The organism is Noviherbaspirillum sp. ST9, assembly GCF_048799745.1.
Classification (GTDB): Bacteria; Pseudomonadota; Gammaproteobacteria; order Burkholderiales; family Burkholderiaceae_D; genus Noviherbaspirillum.
In genome coordinates this window covers 502913-523376 of record NZ_JBLWFR010000002.1, presented here as the reverse complement: position 1 = coordinate 523376, position 20464 = coordinate 502913, and the positions used below count along the sequence as shown (strand labels likewise).

Here is a 20464-nt window from a genome sequence, read left to right as displayed (position 1 = left end):
GAAAGGTGACACAACTCGTCAAACATTCGTTTTCATGCCTCCGTTAGGTCCATTGTGTCCGCCCGTAGAAGAGCGTTCGCATAAGTTTCACCATTTCCCTTCAGAGGGAAGCCGCAGGAAAACCATCAAAAAATAGTGAAATTTATGCGAATTTTGACGCGTGAATTCCTCGTCCTTTCAGCCAATTCGCACAAGTTTCACAGAAAAAGAAAAGTGTTTTTCTCCAAGGCAATAACTTCTTGACTTTACGGAAATTGCTCCTAAAAAAGAAAAACGGCCAGCTGTGCGCCGGCCGTTTTCATTTTTGGAGCCCACCCATGTAAGCTCAGAATTTTTGCGTCCTGATAGCCACCGCCATGGCTTCCAGGGCAATGCCTTACTGGAACACTTTGCAAATTAGTTCGACAAGAACTAGATGTCAAGGTCGGGTTTCGCTTTGCTCGAATTTTGGGAGCATGCGATGTCAAAACCGGCAAAGAAGTGGCGAACCGACTTGCGTGTCGCCATCCAAAAACGCGGACGCCGAAAATACGACGTATGGACCGGCTTCGCCCCTAAAGGCGGGTTCTTCTTTACCCTCGAGGGGACTCCAAACTGCGACCATCTGATCTGGATGGAAGGCGATCCAAATATTGTCAACTATACAATCCCGTCCGAAAAATTCGTGGGACAGGGATCAGAAGGGCCGCAGGGAACCATTCCCGACGCCATCTGCATCCTTCGTTCAGGCGAAATCGAATGGCGCGAGGTCAAGACAGAGTCCGAGGCCGCACAGATCCGAGAAAACGGTTCGGACCAGGTGCGCGCGCAGATTAGCTTGGCGGAGAAGTACCAAGCGAAGTGGCGCTTGATCACGACAACCGACCTGAATAAGCAAAGAATTCTCATACAAAACTGGCGCGAAGGGCTAGGGTACATTTGGGCGGCCCACGGCCATGACCTGGCACCTTTTGAGCACGACGTATGCTTTGTGGTTGACAAGGTGCCATGCACGGTCTCACAAGTTCTTGCCTCTTATCCGCCAGATCGTGAGCCTCTTCTCCTCGCTGCGATATTTCGACTCCTACAGAAAGGGGTGCTTGACGCGAACTTATCAAAGAAATTCTTCGGCTATGGGACCGTTCTCCATCCGAGGATTACCGGATGAGCGCGTCCTCAACTAATCGCCGGACGCCGCGCGTGACACGCCGGGATATCGCACTAGAAGATCGAAATACTTGGAATTGGCGCCGCCCGGATACGAGTGGATGGGAAGACGACGAGAGAAAACGATATCTGAAATTTGAAGGCGCAATCGTCGATTACCTTGCCGGCGAAAAGGTTGCCATTATTGAAGCCCGCTACAAAATTCACATTTCACAGGTCCACGAGCAGCTTGCACGTGCAATGGTACGGGACGGCGACGGCGAGCGGCTTGGATTTTGCGCACTCGTCAAATCTCTGCAAGTAAACGAACAGGTTCGGCGAAAGCCGCTTCCGGACGGCGCTGCGCCTACAGGTCCTCAATGTAAAGGAGGCCTAAAGCATCTGCTAATCATTGAAGGGTTGTACCCGGAGTTCGAAGCGCGCGTCCTCGGGAAAAGTTTGGAACAGCACAAGAGCAAGGTGTCCGTGTTGGCTCTTCAACGATGGCTCACCGAAGAGCTCACTAATCGACGCTACAAGAAAACACAGTATCCGTTCAATACAAAAATTCCCCTCTATTCAAGCATTGCCAAGTTAGTGCAGAGGATCAAAGAAGAAAATCCCGAAGAGTACATAAGAGCGCACGGTGAGAATAATCAAGCTGCGAACTTGTCAGTTATGTCAGGGGAACCGCATCGGCGAGAGCGTCCGAGGCCTTATGAGCGCGTTGAGATTGACGAGCACAAGCTCCACGGAATCGCCACAGTTCGCATCACCATCGACGGCGTCACAAAAAAGATTCCTGCAGAACGTCCCGTCGGAATAGCAATTGTCGATCGAGGAACAGGCGCCATACTGGGCGGTGCCGTTTGCCTTAACCCGGAAGCGAAAGCGGCTGCGCTAATCGAAGCAATCCGTTCGGCGGTTATTCCGAACTACGTTGTCACATTGCCCAGTGGCAGGCCGGCACCGCCATTCCGCGCCTGTGATTTCGATCCACGGCTTGCCGGATGCGTCTGGTCAGTCGCGCATATAGACAACGCAAAAATTCATGTAAGCGATCTGTATTTGAACGTGACTGCACGTCTCGGTGCACAGACCTGTTACGGGCCGCTTGGTAGCTGGAGCGGGCGTCCACAAATTGAAGGGGTATTCAGTCGAGTGGTAAAGGGAAAGTTCGATCGACTTCCATCGACGACAGGGACTGACAAGGGCAAGGGGCGGAGGTTACCACCAGCGGAACAGGCAATAGCCAGTGATATTGATCATGACGACCTTTGCCAGGCGTTCTTCGAGGTTCTTGGTGACATCAATAACGATGTGACGCATGGATTGCTCTACCAGAGTCCGTTGCAGGTTCTGGACGATTTTCTAAAGGATGTGGACCGTCCAATACTTCGCAGAATACCTCCGCCCACAGCAAAAAATCCTGAGGTTGGTGAACATGTGGTGCACCGCCCGGTGCGGCAGCGTAGCAAAGACAATCCCAACCTCTATGTCAGCTACGGCGGCGTCAAATATACGAACGAGATCCTCACCCGCCGAATCGATCTCCTAGGGGAAAAAATTGCAGCACACGTTGCTCCGAACCTGCGCTATCTACGCGCATTTGAACTAAAAGGTACTCCGCTTGGCCAGTTGCAGGCAGACGGATTTTGGGGAGCGACCGACCACACAAGCGAAGTACGGCGCGCAGTAATGCGCGATAAGTCGCTCAAGTTCGGCCAGCATGGTGAAAGCTCCGACCCGATCAGCGCGATACTCGCAAAGAAGGCACGAAAGACCTTAAAGAAAAATGCGGCCCGACCTCGCGGCGGTGTCGTCAAAGAAGCGACTGAGCTACAGCGGTATATGCAAGCTACTGGAACGGCCAAAGTCGTGCTCGAAACCCCGCCGGATCCCAAAGTCGTGGTGGCGACCACGAAAACGGCCGCTGCTCGGGCAAGGGAAGCTCGATTGGCGGCGGAAAAGCAACGAGGAGGAAAGTGATGGACGGTCTTCACGACTTACAAGTCCCCGCGGGGCGTTTCCCGACAAGCAAACGTGATTACGAAGTCGTCACGCCTATGATGAAAGATGTTCTTGACCTGGTCTGTCTAGAGGTCGAGCGAATGGCCACAGGTATTGCCATTTATGGACCGTCACGTATCGGCAAGTCACGGACGATTCGGTACGTTCTCTCAGAAATTCGAAGAAAATATCCCAGCGTCGTATGCGTCAACGCCGTCATGGTTGATAGAAAAACGCGCTCCGACACGCGCTTTTTCAAAGGTCTGGCCACTGATATGCACCTTGACATTCCTGTGCTCGGCGATGGCGACGACATTCGAACCGCCATGATCCGGCACCTCCTTGTACGATGCGCGGAAACGCACGATCCCCGCGTGCTGATCATTCTGGATGAAGCGCAACGCATCAAGCCCCATGAATACTCCTATTTGATTGACCTGACCAATCACCTGGAGAAGTATGGCGTATCGCCAACCGTGATACTTGTTGGGCAACCGGAATTGCTTGAGCAGCGCGATGAACTCATCCGATTGCGGCGCAAGGACGTCATTGGGCGGTTTCTCGAGAACCCGCTTTCCCTTGAGGGCGTTTCATGCGAGGAGGAGCTTGCGGATATCTTGCGTCAGTTTGACGATCCAACGGCAATGCGCTTCCCCCCTGATAGCAACACCTGTATCACTGCAGCCTATGTGTCTCAGTTGTACGCGCGAGGATTTCGACTTGGTGAAATGGCGCAGCCAATGTGGAAGGCGATCGACAAAGCAGCCTCGCAGCTAAACGCCTCGCCAGTGATTGGGATGCGAAGCCTAACTCAGACGATAGAAATGGGATTGACATCCCTTGCCGCGTCAGGAGAGTCACAGCAGGCGAAGTCCGAGAATTGGTGGAAACTAATCTTGCAAGACTCAGGATATCTGAAGCACCTCGTCGTAATTTCCATGTCTTCAATGCCTGGAGGGTAACGATGCCCTGGTTCGGTAAAGGTAAGCATGCGGTTCTCTGGAGCAGAGACCTTATGCACCCCTTCGAAAGTGACGACTCCCTGATTGTAAAGCTTACCTGGATTAACGACGCCTCATACGACCGCTTTCGAGAGATCGACAGTAACATACGAAAAAAGCAGGGGCATGCCTTCGCCGCAATACATGCGACCAGGCCAGCAGACTGGCAGCCACCCCTCCACCAGCTCGCCCGGGCATTGCCGCGGGACGAAGTGAAAATCTGTCCTGAGTGCTTGCTGGCTGGATATCACTCAGATCTACCTCAGATACTCGGACTGGAAAAGTGCCCGATCCACGGATGTCCATTCCAACACATTTGCCGGTGGTGCAAGCGTCGGATCTACTTCGGTTTTCCGGAATTCCGGAAGTCGGCGATCTACGTGTGCAAGTCATGTGACAGGCGAATTCACCCGGAAGGGACGGTATTCCTGTCAGACATTAAGCGGCTTTCGGATCAACGGATTCTCTCGGCATTTCAGCCCTATCTATCTGGCCTCGCGGAAGCCGCCCGAAAATGCGAGGGGCAGTGGTATGTACACGAAAGACACATTGCCGACATCTACTACTATATGACAGGCTACCGGTCGACCTTTATACGGTCGTTATGGCGCTCCTCATCAATTCTTCGCACGATTTCTGTGAGGGAATACATGCTTCCGACAGAACAAGATGAGCTCGACAATGAATTGGCGCAGTTGATGCGATACGATGACCGTTGCCTGGCAACTTGGGCATCGGAGCGGTGCCAACTCAGTGTCAATCCTGCTGCGAGAACGCCAGAGGCGAGGTTCCTGAATGATGAGGTCGAATATCAGCGAGGGACAGATCCAGTTAAGGGCGCTATTGCCGTACGTGAGCAATTGATCCGCTACATGGCTGGCGATACTCGGGTGTTTCCAGCCGATTACCTGTTCCCGACCTCACTTTTTCGGCGGGCCGAATGCTACCGTCAATTGCGGCAAATCGTTGCGTGCACCGCTTTATATCGAATATTCGTGCAACTGCGGCGCGCCGAACGGATTGCGGCTTACCTTTGGCCTGATCCCAACGACACCCCCATTGACGCATCAATTGAGCGAAGGGCTGACTTGGCGCTTCGCCTTGGTCACTTTACGGCCAGTGCGACCTACAGCGACCGAGTGATATTGAGGGCGGCGTTGTTTTCGTGGCTTCCTGATTTTCAGTTCCACCTTGTTGGAGGAATGCTCAGACTGCGTATATTTCGATTTTCCTACAATCCCGCAGTACAGCCGGCGTCCGCACAGCCCGGAACTCTACATTGAACGTCGATTCTCGGTCGATCTTCATGTCTTATGCAGGCCGGTCGGCACAAATCCTTTCCTTCTCAGCTCCTGGGAAATTTCGAGTAGTGGCTTGATTCCGGTCCCGAACCGAGTGATCGCCTGGCGGTGCTCTTTCAGCCCGCTGTACGGAAGATATCGGATATTCAGCTCCGCCACTCGCGAGAATGCCGGGCGGCAGAGCTGTTGTTCGACCTCGCCCCGCCGGTTATCAGGCGCGACCAAAAACAGCGTGCTCTTTTCGCCCACTTGAGTACCAAGGGCCAGATCCAGCATGCGCACGATGCCGGAATAGATGGAGGTTGAGTGTTCTACCTCGAAGGCTGCCGCAACTTCATGCGAACCCCGCGTAATCCATACGACATCGATGAGGCGCACCGAATCCATGCCGGCGGTGATTCCCTCGGGGAGGTGGGAAAGGCATCCGTCACCCAGCTTTCCGGAGCCATACGCCCGCCCGCGGTCGTTTGCGGCTACCCATACATCGAACCCTAGCGCCGAGCCAAGGTCGCGCAACCATCCCTGAATTTCGGTGTGGGTAGCGTCGCTCTCGCGGGCTAGCTCCCATTGACGCTGTGCCGCAGAAGACTCTTCTCGTACACGCTGCAGGTCGGCTTCCCACTCGCGGACGGCACCAGCATCGTCAGCGCGCGGGGGCGCAGCATACCGGCCTGTCCCGACATCGAACATCAAACCAGCGATGGCGCCTAAGTCGTTCGACAAGACGGTCCGGTAGTTATTGTTCAAGCGAATTAAACCTTCACGCATGGACAGGTAGTGGTCCCACCGCCCAAGCTTCACGTTACTCCCGGTAACCGCATTGAAGCCTTTGACGATCGCTGTATTAAACGGAGGTACCAGCGTCGGATGGATGAAGTACAGCAAATTGGCGACGGCCGGGCCCAGTCCTTTGATTGCCAGTGCATCAATTCTATGGATCGCAGCAATGATCTCATCGGCAGAGTCGCAGCAGTCGCAGTGGTGCAGTAGTCGGGCAAAGGCCGCCTGGTTCGCCGAATTTTCGTAGATGTCTGGAATGCGCAATTTTGGCTTCCACAGGAATGCGTGATCGGCGCCCTTGAAGATCTGTCGTTGCTCGGCAATCGACCCCACTACCGTTTCCAGTGACGATCCTCGATACGCATTCCCAAACGTCCCCGCCTCGATGTCACGGACTACTTGTCCGATGCCACGGCGGATGGAACGAAAGTTCTTTAACCGTTCCTCCCACAGGAACCAGGAGTTGTAGGTACTGTGTGCATCGGCTTTCCAGTGCTCGATGAGCCTTGCGAGCGTATTGCCCATTCACCACTCCCATTTGATTATTCTTGGACACCGGAACGCTATTGTACTGGGGGAGGGCAGGTCAGAAAACTGCAGAGTCGCGACGGATACACGATGTATTCACCCACCGAGTCGCGCGCATCGAACGAGCGTGTACGCACTGGCACGGCATGGCGGTCCCGTTTGCCGTCCGTGACCGCCATGGACGGCCACGGGGAAAAGCGATATTTATTTTTTCACTTCGATCGAGGTGACCATCAACTGACCGCCGACCTTATCCGCGACAAAGCTGATCTTGTCGCCGGCCTTAACCTGGTCGAGCATCGCCGGATCCTTTACCTGGAAAACCATGGTCATCGGCGGCATGCCGAGGTTTTTCAGGTCCCCGTGCTTGATCGTGATTTTCTTGGCATCCTTGTCTACCTTGCGCACTTCGCCATCCGTCATTTGGGCGGCAGCATCCGCCGAAGTCATCTGCATGCCTCCGTGATGCGAGTCATGCGATGAAGCCGCTTGTACAGTGAAGGGCATCGCGATCAGGCAAGTCGAGGCCAGGGTGAGTTTTGCAAGTGTGTTCATTTGAGCTCCTTTCAATTCAGTTTCAGTTGTAATGCCGGTACACCGAGTAACGGTCATCGGCGTGGACCAGTAGTACGTCGAACGGGTCTTTGCGCGGTCCCTCCATGCCGGGAGAACCCAGCGGCATCGACGGAACGGCCAATCCCTTGGCCTTCGGTTTCTCCGCCAGCAGGCGCTTGATGTCGTCGGCGGGGATATGCCCCTCCAGCGCGTAGCCGGCAACCATGCCGGTATGGCAGGAGCCGAGCGCCTGCGGCAGACCGAACTTTTCACGGTAGTCGGAGGGGTTCGCGACGTTCTGCGCCTTCACCGTGAACCCGTTGCGCGCCAGATGCTTGACCCATTCGGTGCAGCACCCGCAGCTCGCGCTCTTGTAGACCTCAATGACAGGAGCAGCCGCGCCGGCAGCCAGATGGACGCCGAGGGCTCCGGTCAGGAGGGCCTGCACCAACATGCGTTTCATCTTCATTTATCCTTTCAAAACCTTGATTTTTCCGAGCATCCCGGCCTCGAAATGGCCGGGGATCAGGCAGGCAAAGTAGAACTCTCCCCCCTTGGTAAACTGCCAAACCAGTTCCTGCTTCTTGCCCGCGCCAACGTGCGCCATATAGGGTTCGTCATGCTCCATCCCGGGATGCTTCTTCATCATTTCGGCGTGTGCCTTCAGCTCATCCATGGTGCCGATCACCATTTCGTGCAGCATTTTTCCCTTGTTGGTAACCACGAAACGGATGGTTTCTCCTTCCTTGACGGTGATTTCAGACGGGCCGAAGCGCATCCTGTCGCTCATGTCGATGGCGATGGTGCGGGTTACATTCTTCGGATCGCCTTGCTTGCCGAATCCGTGCTCTTCGGCCGAAATTTCCGTGTTCACCTTGGCTACGGAATCGGTCTCACCGTGGGCTTGCACTGCAGCGGGCAGGGCTGCAGACAACGCAACGAAGATGGCGGCGGCAAAAATGTGGGTAGATGCTTTCTTCAATTGGGTCCTCCAAAATGTGTATTTCTTTCCGGTTCGGCAATTAATGGCCGCCGTGGCCGGAAGGCTTGCGTGCCTTCAGTTCAACGCCGTCCGGTTTGTTCGTCGGTGCCGTCAGCTGGCCGCCTGGTGACTTGCTGCGTGTCGGCTCGGGTACGGGGCCTTTCCACTCGTACGCCACAGTCCCGGCCGGATGCTTGTACCAGCCCGGATCCTTGTAATCCCCGGGCTTCTGGTCCTTGCGCACCTTCACCACCGTGAACATGCCGCCCATTTCGACGCCGCCGAACGGCCCCTGGCCGCCCATCATCGGCAGCGTGTTGTCCGGTAGCGGCATTTCCATCTCGCCCATGTCGGCCATGCCGCGCTCGCCCATCACCATGTAATCAGGGACCAGCTTGTTGATCTTTTCCACGACGCCGCGATGGTCCACGCCGATCATCGTCGGCACATCGTGGCCCATCGCATTCATCGTGTGATGCGACTTGTGGCAGTGAAATGCCCAGTCACCGAGATCGGTGGCGTCGAACTCGATAGCGCGCATCTGGCCGACGGCAACATCGACCGTTACCTCCGGCCAGCGCGACGCCGGATTTGTCCAGCCGCCGTCAGTGCCGGCGACAACGAATTCATGACCGTGCAGGTGGATCGGGTGGTTCGTCATCGTCAGGTTGCCGAAACGGATGCGCACCCGATCGTTCTGGCGCACGACCATTGGATCGATGCCGGGGAAGACGCGGCTGTTGAAGGCAAACAGGTTGAAGTCGAGCATTGTGTTCACGCGCGGCGTGGCGCTGCCAGGCTCGATGTCAAAGTTGTTGAGCAAGAAGACAAAGTCCCGGTCGACCTTCATGAAGTTCGGATTTTTCGGGTGCGTGACCCAGAAACCCATCATGCCCATCGCCATCTGCACCATTTCGTCCGCATGCGGGTGGTACATGAAAGTGCCGGGACGCTTGGCGATGAACTCGTAGACGAAGGTTTTCCCGGGCGGGATGCCCGGCTGCGTGAGTCCTGTCACGCCATCCATCCCGTTGGGAAGCCGTTGGCCATGCCAGTGGATGCTGGTGTGCTCCGGCAGTTTGTTGGTCACGAAAATGCGCACGCGGTCGCCTTCGACCACCTCGATCGTCGGTCCCGGCGACTGCCCGTTATAGCCCCACAGATGCGCCTTCATCCCGGGCGCCAGTTCGCGCACCACGGGTTCTGCGACCAGGTGGAATTCCTTGACGCCGTTGTTCATGCGCCAGGGGAGGGACCAGCCGTTGAGCGTGACAACCGGGTTGTACGGCCGTCCGGTGGACGGCATGAGCGGTGGCTGCGTGGTCGCATCGCTCATCAACGGCGCTTCCGGCAGCGAGGCGGCACCGGCCTTGCTGACCAGACCGGCGCCCAATGCCACCGCACCGGCGCCCATAAAGAAATCTCTGCGTGAAACCATTCCTGTTCCTTTCCTTCAGTGTCCGCCGCCGGCGTCGGCAGGCGCGGCACCACCGCGCATCGGGGCAGAGGCGCCACCACTGCCATTGATCGCCATCTGCAGGTCGGTGTCGGCTATCCAGTAGTCGCGCTGGGCTTCGATCGCGGCATTAACGCTGTTGACCTGGATGCGCGCATCGGCCAGCAGCTCGAACACGCTGGCGAGCATGCCGTTGTAGCGCAGCAGCATCTCGTCCGAGATCTTCTTGCGCAGAGGCACGATTTCATCGCGATAGTGCTTCGCGAGGTCGTACGAGGTACGGTAGGCGGAGTAGACTTCCCGTACCTCGGAGCGTGCACGGATCGCGGCATCTGCAGTACGGTGCACCGATTGCATATAGATCGCTTCAGCCTTCGCGGTCCGGGAACGTCCCCAGTCGAAGATCGGCAGTTCCAGCTCGATTTCATACCCGTTCGCGCGCGGCGCGTCGGTCTCGCTCTTGTTGGCGTAACCGGCATGCAGCACGTTGATAAACCCGGTTGCCTTTGACAAACCGAGTGCCGCCGCGGTCGTCTCCGCGTCGCGCTTGGCCATCTGGACATCCAGCCGCTGCTGCATCGCCTGTGCCTCGATGTCGGACACATCCTTAGGTGCCTTCGGCAAGTCCGGCAAGCGTTCGGGCAGCTGGTAGGCTGTCCTGTTTCCCCATAATCCGAGCAAACGGGTCAGCTGCTCCCTGGCTGCAGCCGCGTTATGGCGCGCGCGGGCAGCCTGCGCGACTGCGTCGGCATAGAACGCTTGTTCGCGCGCCTGGTCTAGCTTGCTCCAGTTGCCGACCCTGGCCATGCGCTTGGCCAGCTCGGCGCCGGCCTCCGCCGCAGTCAGCACTTGGTCCATGTACTGCACGGTTTGTTGCGCGGCGACGGCATTGAAGTACGCCTTGCGGGTATCGGCGGCCAACCGGACCGCCTGTACCGCGGCCTGCAGTTTGGCCTGTTCGAAACGGCGGCTCTCGATATTGGTGCGCAGCGGGATCGTCAACAATCCGACCAGGTCGAACATGATGCTGCGCTCGATCTCGACGTCATGTCCTTCCCGCAGCCGACTGAACGAAAAGCTGGGATTGCGCATGCGACCGGCTTGTACCAGGTCGGCTTCGGCGATTCCCAGCTCCGCCAGGGAGGACTGGAAACCCTTGTTGTTCAACAATGCAACTTGCACGGCCCCATCGGGCGTCAAGGGCTTGCCGAGCAGCTCGTTGAGGGTCTTATCGATTGCGGTCGTATCGGCATCCGTCTTTGCCTGGAGCACGCTTTGACCCGTGCGCTCTTTGGTGAGCGAGGAGACGGTATCGAGGCCGCCATCGCTGGAAAACGTCGCGCAGCCGCTCAATAGCACCGCCGACAAGGCGAGCACGACCGGCTTCAGGCGTTGTGTGTGTATACCGGGTAGGCGCATCCTTACTTTCCTTTGTTTTGATGGTCCATGCCGTGGTGTGCCTGCCCGGAATGCGCGGGCGCAACGCGTTCCGCTGCAGTCTCAGTACCTTCTAGGTGGCCTGCGTGGCCGCCGAGCTTTCCCATCTCATCGTTGGCGGCACGCCATGCTTGTGCCGGAGATTCTTCCGTCTCCAGCATCGGTTGGTAGCGGCTGAATGCCGATTCGTAGCGATAAGGGGCAGCGGCGGCAGTCGGGTCGGCCGGATCCGCTGTACGGGAGTTTTCTTGCGCGGTCGCAGCGACAGACGCGGCAACCAGCATGGCAATCGCCATCCAGCGTCCAAGTGGCATGGTTTCCTTTGAATCTCAAACAGGCGCGAGATTGCGCGGTTGATCAATACGCCGAGCGACAGCCACTGCAGGCTTTGGCCAGGGCAAACCTAGAGATCAGACGGCTATGGGGCGGGGTGGCCGTTCGAGGCCGGGGGGAATGAAGCCGTTAAATGAAGAAACATATGTGATGACGGGTGCAAACGCGCTACTGCTAGACGGCGTCCACTCGAGCACCGCCGATGTGACGGCGGCACCAATGCAACAGGCAGCACAGGCGCTGCAATAGGAACTCTTGAACTTGCTGGCCACGTCCGCGGAGTCCGAACTGGACATCTCCTCGCTCGCACCAGCCATATCGTGATGATGACGCGCATGATCAGCATCAGGTTCGTGATGAGAATGCGGCAACTCGGCCGCACTCTGCGACGGGATGTGCGAACCGGGCCCGCAAGTCATCTTGACCGAGGACGCAATAACCTGGGCCGGGAACATGACGGCCAGTATCCATATCAAAAATGTCTTGAGGAAACGGTTCATTATTTGATCCAGCAGACGATCGGAAGCAGGGCCTGCAGGTAAGACGAAATCTCTACGGGTTTATGGGGTTCGACAGCCTTCCGGCATGGGAAGGTTCCGACGTGCTCAAGGCATTTGCTTTCCCTAAAGTGTATCGAAAGAACACGTCCGTAACCTGACAGTTTGATTACATCTTTGTAATGTTGGGCTGAACCGGGAAAAATGCGGATAGTGTAGCGGTCGTTCAAGGCACTCTCGTGGGCGTAGCACGATGACGGAATGCTTGGCGGAAGGACTGCGCGGACCAGCACATCTCAAGAAAGGTCTTGACCTTCCTTGACCTTCCCATAGCGGGAAGGTCTAACGTATAGATACAGTCAACAAGGGAGAACCTGCCATGTATGAACTTCAAGTGGAAAAAATGACGTGCGGTGGCTGTGCTTCGCGTGTGACGAGGGCAGTGCTCGCTGTCGACGATACTGCGAAGGTGAACGTCGACCTCAGAAACAAGACCGTACATGTGGAAAGCGATCTTGACGTCGACGTGGTCGTATCGGCCATCACGCAGGCCGGATATCCGGCGCGTGCTTGCGTGCGAGATTAGCCTGACGCCATCGACACGCCAGTTGCCGGCCGCGCTGGGTAAGCCGGACCGGCAACGCTTGGAAGGTACAGGGCATTTGGAGAACCTTGATGCAAGTCAAACAACTTTTCGAATGCAATCCGTAGCATAAACACGAGGACAACCGGTACATACACCATGCTCGCCTTCGCGAAAATCCGCCAGTATCGTTCCGCTGCAGTATTCGTGCTGCTGGGCTGGATTTTTGCTCTCACCGTTGGCAGCGCTTATGGATGCATCCCGGCCGCTATGGACCACCACGAAGGCGCCGTCATGGCAATGGACAGCGACGGCGACAGACACGTAGCGGGGCATGCCGGCGATGGCCATGAGCCGTGCCAGGCTGCTTGCGACTTGCAGGCTTCCCCTGTGGTCAAGGAAGCATCCGGCCAGGCGCCGGACATGCAGTTCCTGACGTACTTTATCGCCGCCTATTTTCCAGTCTTCTATCCTCCTGACGAGCACGCGCTGCCCGTCCCCAAAGACGAAGGTCTTCCCGTCCAGGCGCAATCCCTGCGCACCACACGTCTGACCCTATAGCACGAGAATCGCCGCCGGAGCGCCGTGCAAAGGGTGGTATCCGTACCCCCCATTACACGACGAATCCGGGCCACGGCAATCGTCGTTCCTCGCCGCCCTGTCATACCATGCATTGCGCAGACAGGGCAGACCTGAACAGTGCAACGGGAGAGTCACATGGCACACCACGACCAACACGAAGGCAAACCGGGGCTTTCAAGCCGGACGAAATGGATACTGATCGGCTTTCTTGCGGTCGGCGGTTTCTTTCTGATTACTGAGCATCGCGCGCATCTGTACGGCGCACTTCCATACCTGCTGATTCTTGCGTGCCCATTGATGCATCTGTTCCACGGGCATGGCGGCCATGGTGGCTCGCACCGGCACGGTGATACGCGCACGGATTCGGGAGCGGCAAACGTTAGCAGCTTACCCTCGGATAAGCATGATCATGGAAAGGAGCAATCATGAACGCCGCACATGACGCAGTACCGGCCTACGGATTGTGGACGCTGGTCATCCTCAATTCTCTGGTCTTCATCATCTTTGCCTTCAGTTTTGCCAAGCCGCAGAGCCCGCGAGACTGGCGTTCGTTCGGCGCGTTCTCGGCATTCCTGGTGGCCTTATTTACGGAAATGTACGGCTTTCCGCTGACCATCTACCTGCTGATGCCATGGCTGACAAAAACCTTCCCAGGCATCGACTTCCTCTCGCACGACGCTGGCCACCTGCTGGAAACCATGTTGGGGTGGAACGTCAATCCGCACTTCGGGCCGTTCCACCTCGCCAGCAATATTCTGATCGCGGCAGGCTTCCTGCTGTTGGCGGCTTCCTGGGACGTGCTGTACAAGGCGCAACGCGCGCATCAGTTGGCTGTTACCGGCCCCTATGCGCGGATCCGCCACCCGCAATACATCGCCTTCGTGATGATCATGTTCGGTTTCCTACTGCAATGGCCGACGCTGGTGACCCTGGTCATGTTCCCGATCCTGCTTGTCGTGTACGCACGTCTTGCGAAACGGGAGGAGCAGGATATGGTCGCGGAATTCGGCAGGGAGTATGAAGCATACCGGCAGCGTACGCCGGCATTCATACCGGCCATCGGGAGGACGGGCACGAACGTCAGCCCTCGGTAAAAAATGGAGAACAACATGGACGACAGGACCCGCCCGCATGATGCTCACCACGAACATCATCACGACCACCATGTGCATGGTGAAGCCCGCGACGCCGCAACGCCGGTGAAGGCCGACAAGCCATACATCGATCCGGTGTGCGGCATGAAGGTGGCCGCCAACCCGGAAAAGACCATTGAGCACGACGGCGCTTCGTATCACTTTTGTAGTGCCAAGTGCATGGACACATTCCGCGCCAACCCGCAGGCATACATTGCCCCGGCCCCGGTGGCGCATCCCGAGCCCGTTCCCGAGGGAACGATCTATACCTGCCCGATGCACCCGGAAATCCGCCAACCGACGCCGGGCAACTGTCCGAAATGCGGGATGACGCTGGAGCCAGTGATGCCGGCGCTGGACGAAGAAGAAAATCCCGAGCTGACCGATTTTCGCCAGCGCTTCTGGTGGACGCTGCCGCTGACAATTCTGACCGTAATCATTGCGATGTTCGGCCACAAGCTGATGCATGGCGGCTTGCCTGCGCAAAGCTGGATCGAGTTCGTCATCGCCTCACCGGTCGTGGTTTGGGCGGCGTGGCCGTTCTACGTGCGCTGGCTGGCGTCACTGAAAAACCGCAGTCCGAACATGTGGACATTGATCGGCACCGGGGTGGGTGCCGCTTATGCGTACAGCGTCGCCGCAACCATTGCGCCTGATCTGTTCCCGTCCGTTTATGCCGCTGAAGGACGGATTGGGGTGTATTACGAAGCGGCAGCCGTAATCGTGTCGCTGACCCTGCTCGGGCAAATCCTGGAGCTGAAGGCGCGCTCCCAGACGTCGGCAGCGATCAAGGCGTTGCTTGGCTTGGCGCCAAAGACCGCGCGGCGGATCAACAGCGACGGCAGCGAGGAAGACGTGCCGCTTACGCACGTGCATATTGGCGATACCCTGCGCGTGCGCCCGGGTGAAAAAGTGCCGGTCGACGGCGCCGTGCTCGAAGGGGAAAGTGCGGTCGACGAATCGATGCTGACCGGCGAACCCGTTCCGGTTACCAAGCGTGCGGACGACAAGCTGATCGGCGCGACCATCAACACCAGCGGCAGCCTCATCATGCGTGCGGAAAAGGTCGGTTCGCAGACCATGCTGTCGCAGATCGTGCAGATGGTTGCCAACGCGCAGCGCTCGCGTGCACCGATGCAGCGCTTGGCCGATGTCGTTGCTGGCTACTTCGTGGTCGTCGTGGTCGGTATCGCGCTATTGACGCTGGTCGTCTGGGGGCTGTTCGGTGGGCAATCCGGCTGGCTGTTCGGTTTCCTGAACGCTGTAGCGGTCCTGATCATTGCCTGCCCGTGCGCTCTAGGACTGGCCACGCCAATGTCGATCATGGCCGCCACCGGCCGCGCGGCAACGCAAGGCGTGCTGTTCCGCGACGCCGCCGCGATCGAGGGGATGCGCAAGATCGATACCCTGATCGTGGACAAGACTGGCACGCTGACAGAAGGAAAACCCGCATTTGACCGCGTGGTCGCCGCACTTGGATACCGCGACGAAGACGTGTTGCAAATTGCGGCCAGCATCGACCAGGGCAGTGAGCATCCGCTGGCGCATGCGATCGTCGATGAAGCACGCCGGCGCGGCATTGCCCTCGACAAGCCAGATACTTTCGAATCATCGAGTGGCATCGGGGTGCGCGGGATGGTAGCCGGCCGCCGCATTGCGCTGGGTAACACGGCCTTGATGGACACTGAGAAAGTCGACTGGCGCATGCTGGTAAAGCAGGCGGAGACGCTGCGCAATGAGGGCGCCAGCGTGATGTACCTCGCCGCTGACGGGAAACTGGTCGGGCTCATCGCGGTGTCGGATCCTGTCAAAACCACCACTCCAGAGGCTTTGCGCGTGTTGAAGGAAGCCGGCCTGCGGGTGGTCATGGCGACCGGTGACGGCGTAACCACCGCAAAATCGGTCGCAAAGCGCCTCGGCATCGACGAGGTGCATGGCGAAGTGAAACCGCAGGACAAGCTGGTGCTGGTGGAACGCCTGCAGAAGGAAGGGAAAGTGGTGGCGATGGCCGGCGACGGCATCAATGATGCACCAGCGCTGGCCAAGGCGAACGTCGGCATTGCGATGGGAACCGGCACCGATGTGGCGATCAACAGTGCCCATGTCACGCTGGTCAAGGGCGACCTGCGGGCGATCGCCCGCGCGCGCAACCTGTCGGTCGAGACGGTGCGCAATATGCGGCAGAACCTGGGCTTTGCTTTCGTCTACAACGCGCTCGGGATCCCGCTTGCCGCCGGCTTGCTGTACCCGTTCACCGGGCAGTTGCTGTCGCCGATCGTGGCAGCGCTGGCCATGAGCCTGAGCTCGGTGTCGGTCATCGCCAACGCGCTTCGTTTGCGTGGCACCAAAGAGTAGGGAAGGTCAACGCGACACAAGGAGAGGATCATGACTATGCACACATTACGTGGTTCCGGCCGTCCAGTTGCGCTCGGTGTCGGTGCAGGTGCCCTGTTACTTGCCGTGTACTTCGGCACGCTGTCGATCCTGTCCGGCTGGGATTTTGCCATCGACCAGTTCGGGCAGTTCTGGTTCTACGTTTTGCCGCTTGCCGCCGGTTTTGCGCTCCAGGTGGCACTTTTCATTCGGTTGCGCGAAATCGTGAACCTGTCCAAGGATGCCGGTGCAGTCGTCGCCACCTCGGGAACCACGTCGACGGCCGCGATGATTTCCTGTTGCGCACACTATCTCGCCAATGTCGCGCCGGTCTTGGGTGCAAGCGGGCTGGTCGCGTTCGCCGCACAGTATCAGGTGGAGTTTTTCTGGATCGGCCTGCTGCTGAACCTGGCCGGTATCGGCTACATCGGAAGCAAGGTTTTCAAAGCAACCAAGGAGCATGAACAATGTCTCGCATAATTCGCGCAATCGTCCTATCTACCGCAATCGCGGCATGCGCTTCCGTGTCGGCGGCACCGCCGCTTCCGATGTTGAGCAGTACCCAATCTGCAGTGACGGTCAAGGCGACGCCACGCGGCCTGCAGGGCGACGTATGGGAGTTCGACGTGGTGTTCGACACGCACTCGCAAGAATTGAAGGATGACCTGATGAAGAGTGCCGTCCTTGTTCCGGCCGGAGGAACGAGTGTCAGCCCGCTTGAATGGAAGGGAGATCCGCCGGGCGGCCATCATCGGGAGGGCGTATTGCGGTTTAACGCAATTCAACCGACACCTGCGGGCCTCGACTTGCGCATAGACCGGGCGGGCGAATCAAAGCCGCGCTCGTTCAATTGGTCGTTGAAATAGGGCCCTGTGGAAGGTGGAGCGGCGACAGGGGAATCAGCCATGGAAACATCGATGACACGGGTAAGTCTCAACCCCTGGCGGGAAAAAAGGCGCCGGCTGGCGATTCTTGCCGGCGTCGTGCCACGTCTGCTCAACGGTGTCCTCGGACCTTTGCTTGGCTGGCATGGCGTGCCGTTCATCATCGGCATGCTGTTTGCCGCGCCCCATTACCGCAAGCAGTTTGCGCGTGTGACCGACGACGACGGGCTGCGAGAGGTGAAACGCACGTTCCTGCTGGTCGGCGTACTGTACAACCGCCTGCGCGATCGATTCGGGGAGGAGGTCGCGTACCGGGCAGCGCACCGTTTCATTTACGGTCTCGGCAATGCCGTGCAACGGCAAGCATATTTTCCGCCGGCGGGCGTACCGCGCAAATGGGAGTGGTTTCATCAGGAGCATGAAGCCCAGATCCGTGAGGGCTTTATCCGGAACAACGAGAACGACGGAATCCTGTACAGCGAAAACCAGGTATCGCTGCATATCACACGCTGCCGATTTTTCGAGGCGTTTCGCGACATGGGGAATGCGAAGCTGGCGGAGGCGTTCTGCGCGTCCGACGAAACGGTTTTCAATGAATATTCACCGGAAATGCAGTTTCACCGCGGGTCTGAGGTGCCGAATACGATTGCGCGCGGCGCCCGCCGCTGCACGTTTGTCTATAACCGCAGGTTGCAGGATGGCGGCCAGCGGTAACAGGGGACTGAACAAGAATGAGGGAATCGAATGTGAATCAGGACCGAATCAAGAGGATGGACTTGCTGGGCGGGCTGGGGGCGGGGATTCTCGGCGGCGGGCTCGCGCTGCTGTTCGCCCGCTGGCTCGAATCGTTTGCCGTGCCGGCACTGTTACTCGGCGTCGCAACGCATGGATGGGCAATGTACCAGAAAGGACGACTTGAGCGGACCGAGGGGCTGGCCGAACCGCGATGGGCGATCGTGGTGGAAGGCGTGTGCTGGGTCTTGCTCGCGATTTTGGTTCTTTACATCGGCTACCGGATCTCGGTGCCGGCGAGGTAGGGCATGCCAGGAACGGCATGCCGCAGCAAGACAGGAGATAATTAATGCGAACCGATAGCCGGCCGTCGGACGGCACGACAAAGCGCAGTGCAAGCAGGCTGCGCGCAACAGCACGGCCGGGTGATGCCGTGCGGACGACAGCACGCCACACAGCTCCACGACCTGCGCAGTCCGACAAGCCGGAACACGCTCGACCGCAACCTCAAGCCATGTGGGAGCAAGCATGGCGCTACCAGATCGACCGCTGGCAGCGCAGCGTCTTGTTCCTCGACACGCTGCGCGAGCGCGCCAATAACATGCTTGCGCACGAAGAGTCGGGTCTACCGCCGCTGCTCGACTTCGACTACGAAACGATCCTCGATGCGCGCCGGTTCCCAAGGCCGGCGAACTATGCGTTGCTTCGCATTACTGGCTGCCACGGTAACAGAGCGGCCGATTGCATTGACGACAAAAAACCGCCAGTGATCATCGTTGATCCTCGCGCTGGCCATGGCCCGGGCATCGGGGGATTCAAGCGCGAATCCGAGGTGGGCATGGCGTTGCAAGAGGGGCACGCCACGTACTTTGTGGTTTTCTTCCCAATGCCGGAGTCTGGTCAGACGCTGGCCGACGTGCTTTACGCATTACGTCGCTTTGTCGAAGCGGTCAGCGAACGCCATGGCGGAAAAGCCCCGGTCCTTTACGGCAATTGCCAGGCCGGTTGGGCGGTCATGTTGCTGGCGGCCGGATGCGAGGGCCTGGCGGGGCCGGCGGTGCTCAATGGATCTCCATTGTCGTACTGGGCAGGGCAGTCCGACGTGAATCCTATGCGGCTGGCTGGCGGTCTGATCGGTGGCGGATGGATTGCCCATCTACTGGCCGATCTCGGAGACGGACGGCTGGACGGTGCCTGGCTCGTCCAGAACTTCGAGAACCTGAATCCGGCAAATACGCTGTGGGATAAGAATTACCAGGTGTTTACGCACATCGACACCGGGCGCGAACGGTTCCTTGAATTCGAGCGATGGTGGTCCGGGTATTACTTCCTGAGCCGGGACGAGATCCTGGCCATCGTCGAGAATCTTTTTATCGGAAACAAGCTGGAACGCGGCCTGATGAAGATTTGCCACGGGTGCTATGTGGACCTAAAGCGGGTGTGCAATCCGCTGGTGATCTTTGCGTCCGGCGGCGACAACATCACGCCGCCGCACCAGGCACTGAATTGGATTCCGAGCGTCTACCCGACGACAGCCGAGCTGAAGGCCGCCAGCCAGCGCATCGTCTACCTGCTCAATCCCCACGTTGGGCATCTGGGCATCTTCGTTTCTGCGGCGGTCGCGCGGCTGGAACACCGGGCTATCCTCGAAAGTATTGGGGAACTGGAGGCGCTGCCGCCGGGCTTGTACGAGATGAAGATCGTGAACACGACCGGAGATCCGGATTGTCGCAAACCGCAATACTTGGTGCGATTCGAGGAACGGCAGGTCGAGCAGATCCGCTTCCCTTATCCGATGCATGCGTTTGAAAATGTCTACGCCGTCTCGCAATGGAATGAACTCTGGTACCGGCTGATGATCAGTCCCTGGGTCACGGCGGTCGCCAATCCCCTGAGTGCCGAAATGCTCAAATGGATGCATCCGATGCGCACGCGCGTCCTCATGTTCTCCGAAAAACTCAATCCCGCAATGCAGCTCGTCAGGTTAATGGCACCCTTAGTTGAAGCTGCCCGAAATACGGCCGATGAGGACAACGCGTTCGTTACGATGGAGGGCAGGGCGAGCGATGCGATTTCCCAATCTCTGGACAGCTATCGGCGCTTGAGGGATGCAGTCTCCGAACAAATGTTTACGATCGTCTATGGGCGCGACTGAAAGGAGTGCGCTTCACC

General features: G+C 58.0%; 22 protein-coding genes. 14 read left to right on the top strand and 8 right to left on the bottom strand.

Going from position 1 to position 20464, the window contains the following annotated elements; genetic code table 11:
- The first annotated feature begins 460 nt into the window (after positions 1 to 460).
- The 4 genes from ACNOHI_RS05760 (at position 461) to ACNOHI_RS05745 (ending at position 5419) form a co-directional block, all read left to right on the top strand.
- Entirely contained in the window at positions 461 to 1147 is a 687-nt protein-coding gene (locus tag ACNOHI_RS05760) for a hypothetical protein (RefSeq protein ID WP_420473693.1), read from the top strand.
- Complete coding sequence (locus ACNOHI_RS05755) at positions 1144 to 3114, top strand: hypothetical protein (protein ID WP_420473692.1); 1971 nt, start codon at positions 1144 to 1146, stop codon at positions 3112 to 3114. Before ACNOHI_RS05760 ends, ACNOHI_RS05755 begins: the two co-directional genes overlap by 4 nt.
- Positions 3114 to 4097, top strand: a complete 984-nt coding sequence (locus ACNOHI_RS05750; protein ID WP_420473691.1) for an ATP-binding protein — start codon at positions 3114 to 3116, stop codon at positions 4095 to 4097. Before ACNOHI_RS05755 ends, ACNOHI_RS05750 begins: the two co-directional genes overlap by 1 nt.
- Positions 4098 to 4786: 689 nt before the next feature.
- Positions 4787 to 5419 (top strand): hypothetical protein, encoded by a 633-nt coding sequence (locus ACNOHI_RS05745; RefSeq protein ID WP_420473690.1) that lies wholly within the window; start codon positions 4787 to 4789, stop codon positions 5417 to 5419.
- 21 nt (positions 5420 to 5440) lie between these two features.
- On the opposite strand, the gene ACNOHI_RS05740 is transcribed toward ACNOHI_RS05745, so the two are convergent.
- The 8 genes from ACNOHI_RS05740 to ACNOHI_RS05705 all read right to left on the bottom strand — a co-directional run bounded on the left by ACNOHI_RS05740 (position 5441) and on the right by ACNOHI_RS05705 (position 12008).
- Positions 5441 to 6742, bottom strand: a complete 1302-nt coding sequence (locus ACNOHI_RS05740; RefSeq protein WP_420473689.1) for a type II restriction endonuclease — start codon at positions 6740 to 6742, stop codon at positions 5441 to 5443.
- 207 nt (positions 6743 to 6949) lie between these two features.
- On the bottom strand, positions 6950 to 7300 hold the full coding sequence (locus ACNOHI_RS05735; protein ID WP_420473688.1) for a copper-binding protein: 351 nt from the start codon (positions 7298 to 7300) through the stop codon (positions 6950 to 6952).
- A 22-nt stretch (positions 7301 to 7322) separates the two neighbouring features.
- Positions 7323 to 7763, bottom strand: a complete 441-nt coding sequence (locus tag ACNOHI_RS05730; protein ID WP_420473687.1) for a DUF411 domain-containing protein — start codon at positions 7761 to 7763, stop codon at positions 7323 to 7325.
- A 6-nt stretch (positions 7764 to 7769) separates the two neighbouring features.
- Positions 7770 to 8282, bottom strand: coding sequence for a cupredoxin domain-containing protein (locus ACNOHI_RS05725; RefSeq protein WP_420473686.1), 513 nt, complete (start codon positions 8280 to 8282; stop codon positions 7770 to 7772).
- Positions 8283 to 8322: 40 nt separating this feature from the next.
- Entirely contained in the window at positions 8323 to 9720 is a 1398-nt protein-coding gene (locus ACNOHI_RS05720; RefSeq protein WP_420473685.1) for a multicopper oxidase family protein, read from the bottom strand.
- 15 nt (positions 9721 to 9735) lie between these two features.
- A complete protein-coding gene (locus tag ACNOHI_RS05715; protein WP_420473684.1) occupies positions 9736 to 11157 on the bottom strand; it encodes a TolC family protein in 1422 nt (473 codons plus the stop codon).
- Positions 11158 to 11159: 2 nt separating this feature from the next.
- Entirely contained in the window at positions 11160 to 11489 is a 330-nt protein-coding gene (locus tag ACNOHI_RS05710; protein ID WP_420473683.1) for a hypothetical protein, read from the bottom strand.
- 96 nt (positions 11490 to 11585) lie between these two features.
- Positions 11586 to 12008: a hypothetical protein gene (locus tag ACNOHI_RS05705; protein ID WP_420473682.1), complete on the bottom strand. Its 423-nt coding sequence runs from the start codon at positions 12006 to 12008 to the stop codon at positions 11586 to 11588.
- 376 nt (positions 12009 to 12384) lie between these two features.
- Here ACNOHI_RS05705 and ACNOHI_RS05700 point away from each other — a divergent pair, with 376 nt between their 5' ends.
- The 10 genes from ACNOHI_RS05700 (at position 12385) to ACNOHI_RS05655 (ending at position 20447) form a co-directional block, all read left to right on the top strand.
- Positions 12385 to 12591 carry a heavy-metal-associated domain-containing protein gene (locus ACNOHI_RS05700; RefSeq protein WP_420473681.1) on the top strand — a complete coding sequence of 69 codons (207 nt, stop codon included), beginning with the start codon at positions 12385 to 12387 and terminating at the stop codon, positions 12589 to 12591.
- A gap of 156 nt (positions 12592 to 12747) precedes the next feature.
- Positions 12748 to 13149, top strand: a complete 402-nt coding sequence (locus tag ACNOHI_RS05695) for a hypothetical protein (protein WP_420473680.1) — start codon at positions 12748 to 12750, stop codon at positions 13147 to 13149.
- A 156-nt stretch (positions 13150 to 13305) separates the two neighbouring features.
- Complete coding sequence (locus tag ACNOHI_RS05690) at positions 13306 to 13599, top strand: DUF2933 domain-containing protein (RefSeq protein WP_420473679.1); 294 nt, start codon at positions 13306 to 13308, stop codon at positions 13597 to 13599.
- Entirely contained in the window at positions 13596 to 14264 is a 669-nt protein-coding gene (locus ACNOHI_RS05685) for a methyltransferase family protein (RefSeq protein ID WP_420473678.1), read from the top strand. The genes ACNOHI_RS05690 and ACNOHI_RS05685 overlap by 4 nt, the downstream gene beginning before the upstream one ends.
- Before the next feature lie 15 nt (positions 14265 to 14279).
- Positions 14280 to 16658, top strand: a complete 2379-nt coding sequence (locus ACNOHI_RS05680) for a heavy metal translocating P-type ATPase (protein WP_420473677.1) — start codon at positions 14280 to 14282, stop codon at positions 16656 to 16658.
- 30 nt (positions 16659 to 16688) lie between these two features.
- A complete protein-coding gene (locus ACNOHI_RS05675; protein ID WP_420473676.1) occupies positions 16689 to 17156 on the top strand; it encodes a hypothetical protein in 468 nt (155 codons plus the stop codon).
- Positions 17144 to 17542: a hypothetical protein gene (locus ACNOHI_RS05670; RefSeq protein ID WP_420473675.1), complete on the top strand. Its 399-nt coding sequence runs from the start codon at positions 17144 to 17146 to the stop codon at positions 17540 to 17542. The genes ACNOHI_RS05675 and ACNOHI_RS05670 overlap by 13 nt, the downstream gene beginning before the upstream one ends.
- A 51-nt stretch (positions 17543 to 17593) precedes the next feature.
- Complete coding sequence (locus tag ACNOHI_RS05665; protein ID WP_420473674.1) at positions 17594 to 18274, top strand: L-2-amino-thiazoline-4-carboxylic acid hydrolase; 681 nt, start codon at positions 17594 to 17596, stop codon at positions 18272 to 18274.
- Positions 18275 to 18306: 32 nt separating this feature from the next.
- Positions 18307 to 18597 carry a hypothetical protein gene (locus ACNOHI_RS05660; protein ID WP_420473673.1) on the top strand — a complete coding sequence of 97 codons (291 nt, stop codon included), beginning with the start codon at positions 18307 to 18309 and terminating at the stop codon, positions 18595 to 18597.
- A 44-nt stretch (positions 18598 to 18641) separates the two neighbouring features.
- Positions 18642 to 20447 carry a DUF3141 domain-containing protein gene (locus tag ACNOHI_RS05655; protein WP_420473672.1) on the top strand — a complete coding sequence of 602 codons (1806 nt, stop codon included), beginning with the start codon at positions 18642 to 18644 and terminating at the stop codon, positions 20445 to 20447.
- The last annotated feature ends 17 nt before the right edge of the window (positions 20448 to 20464 follow it).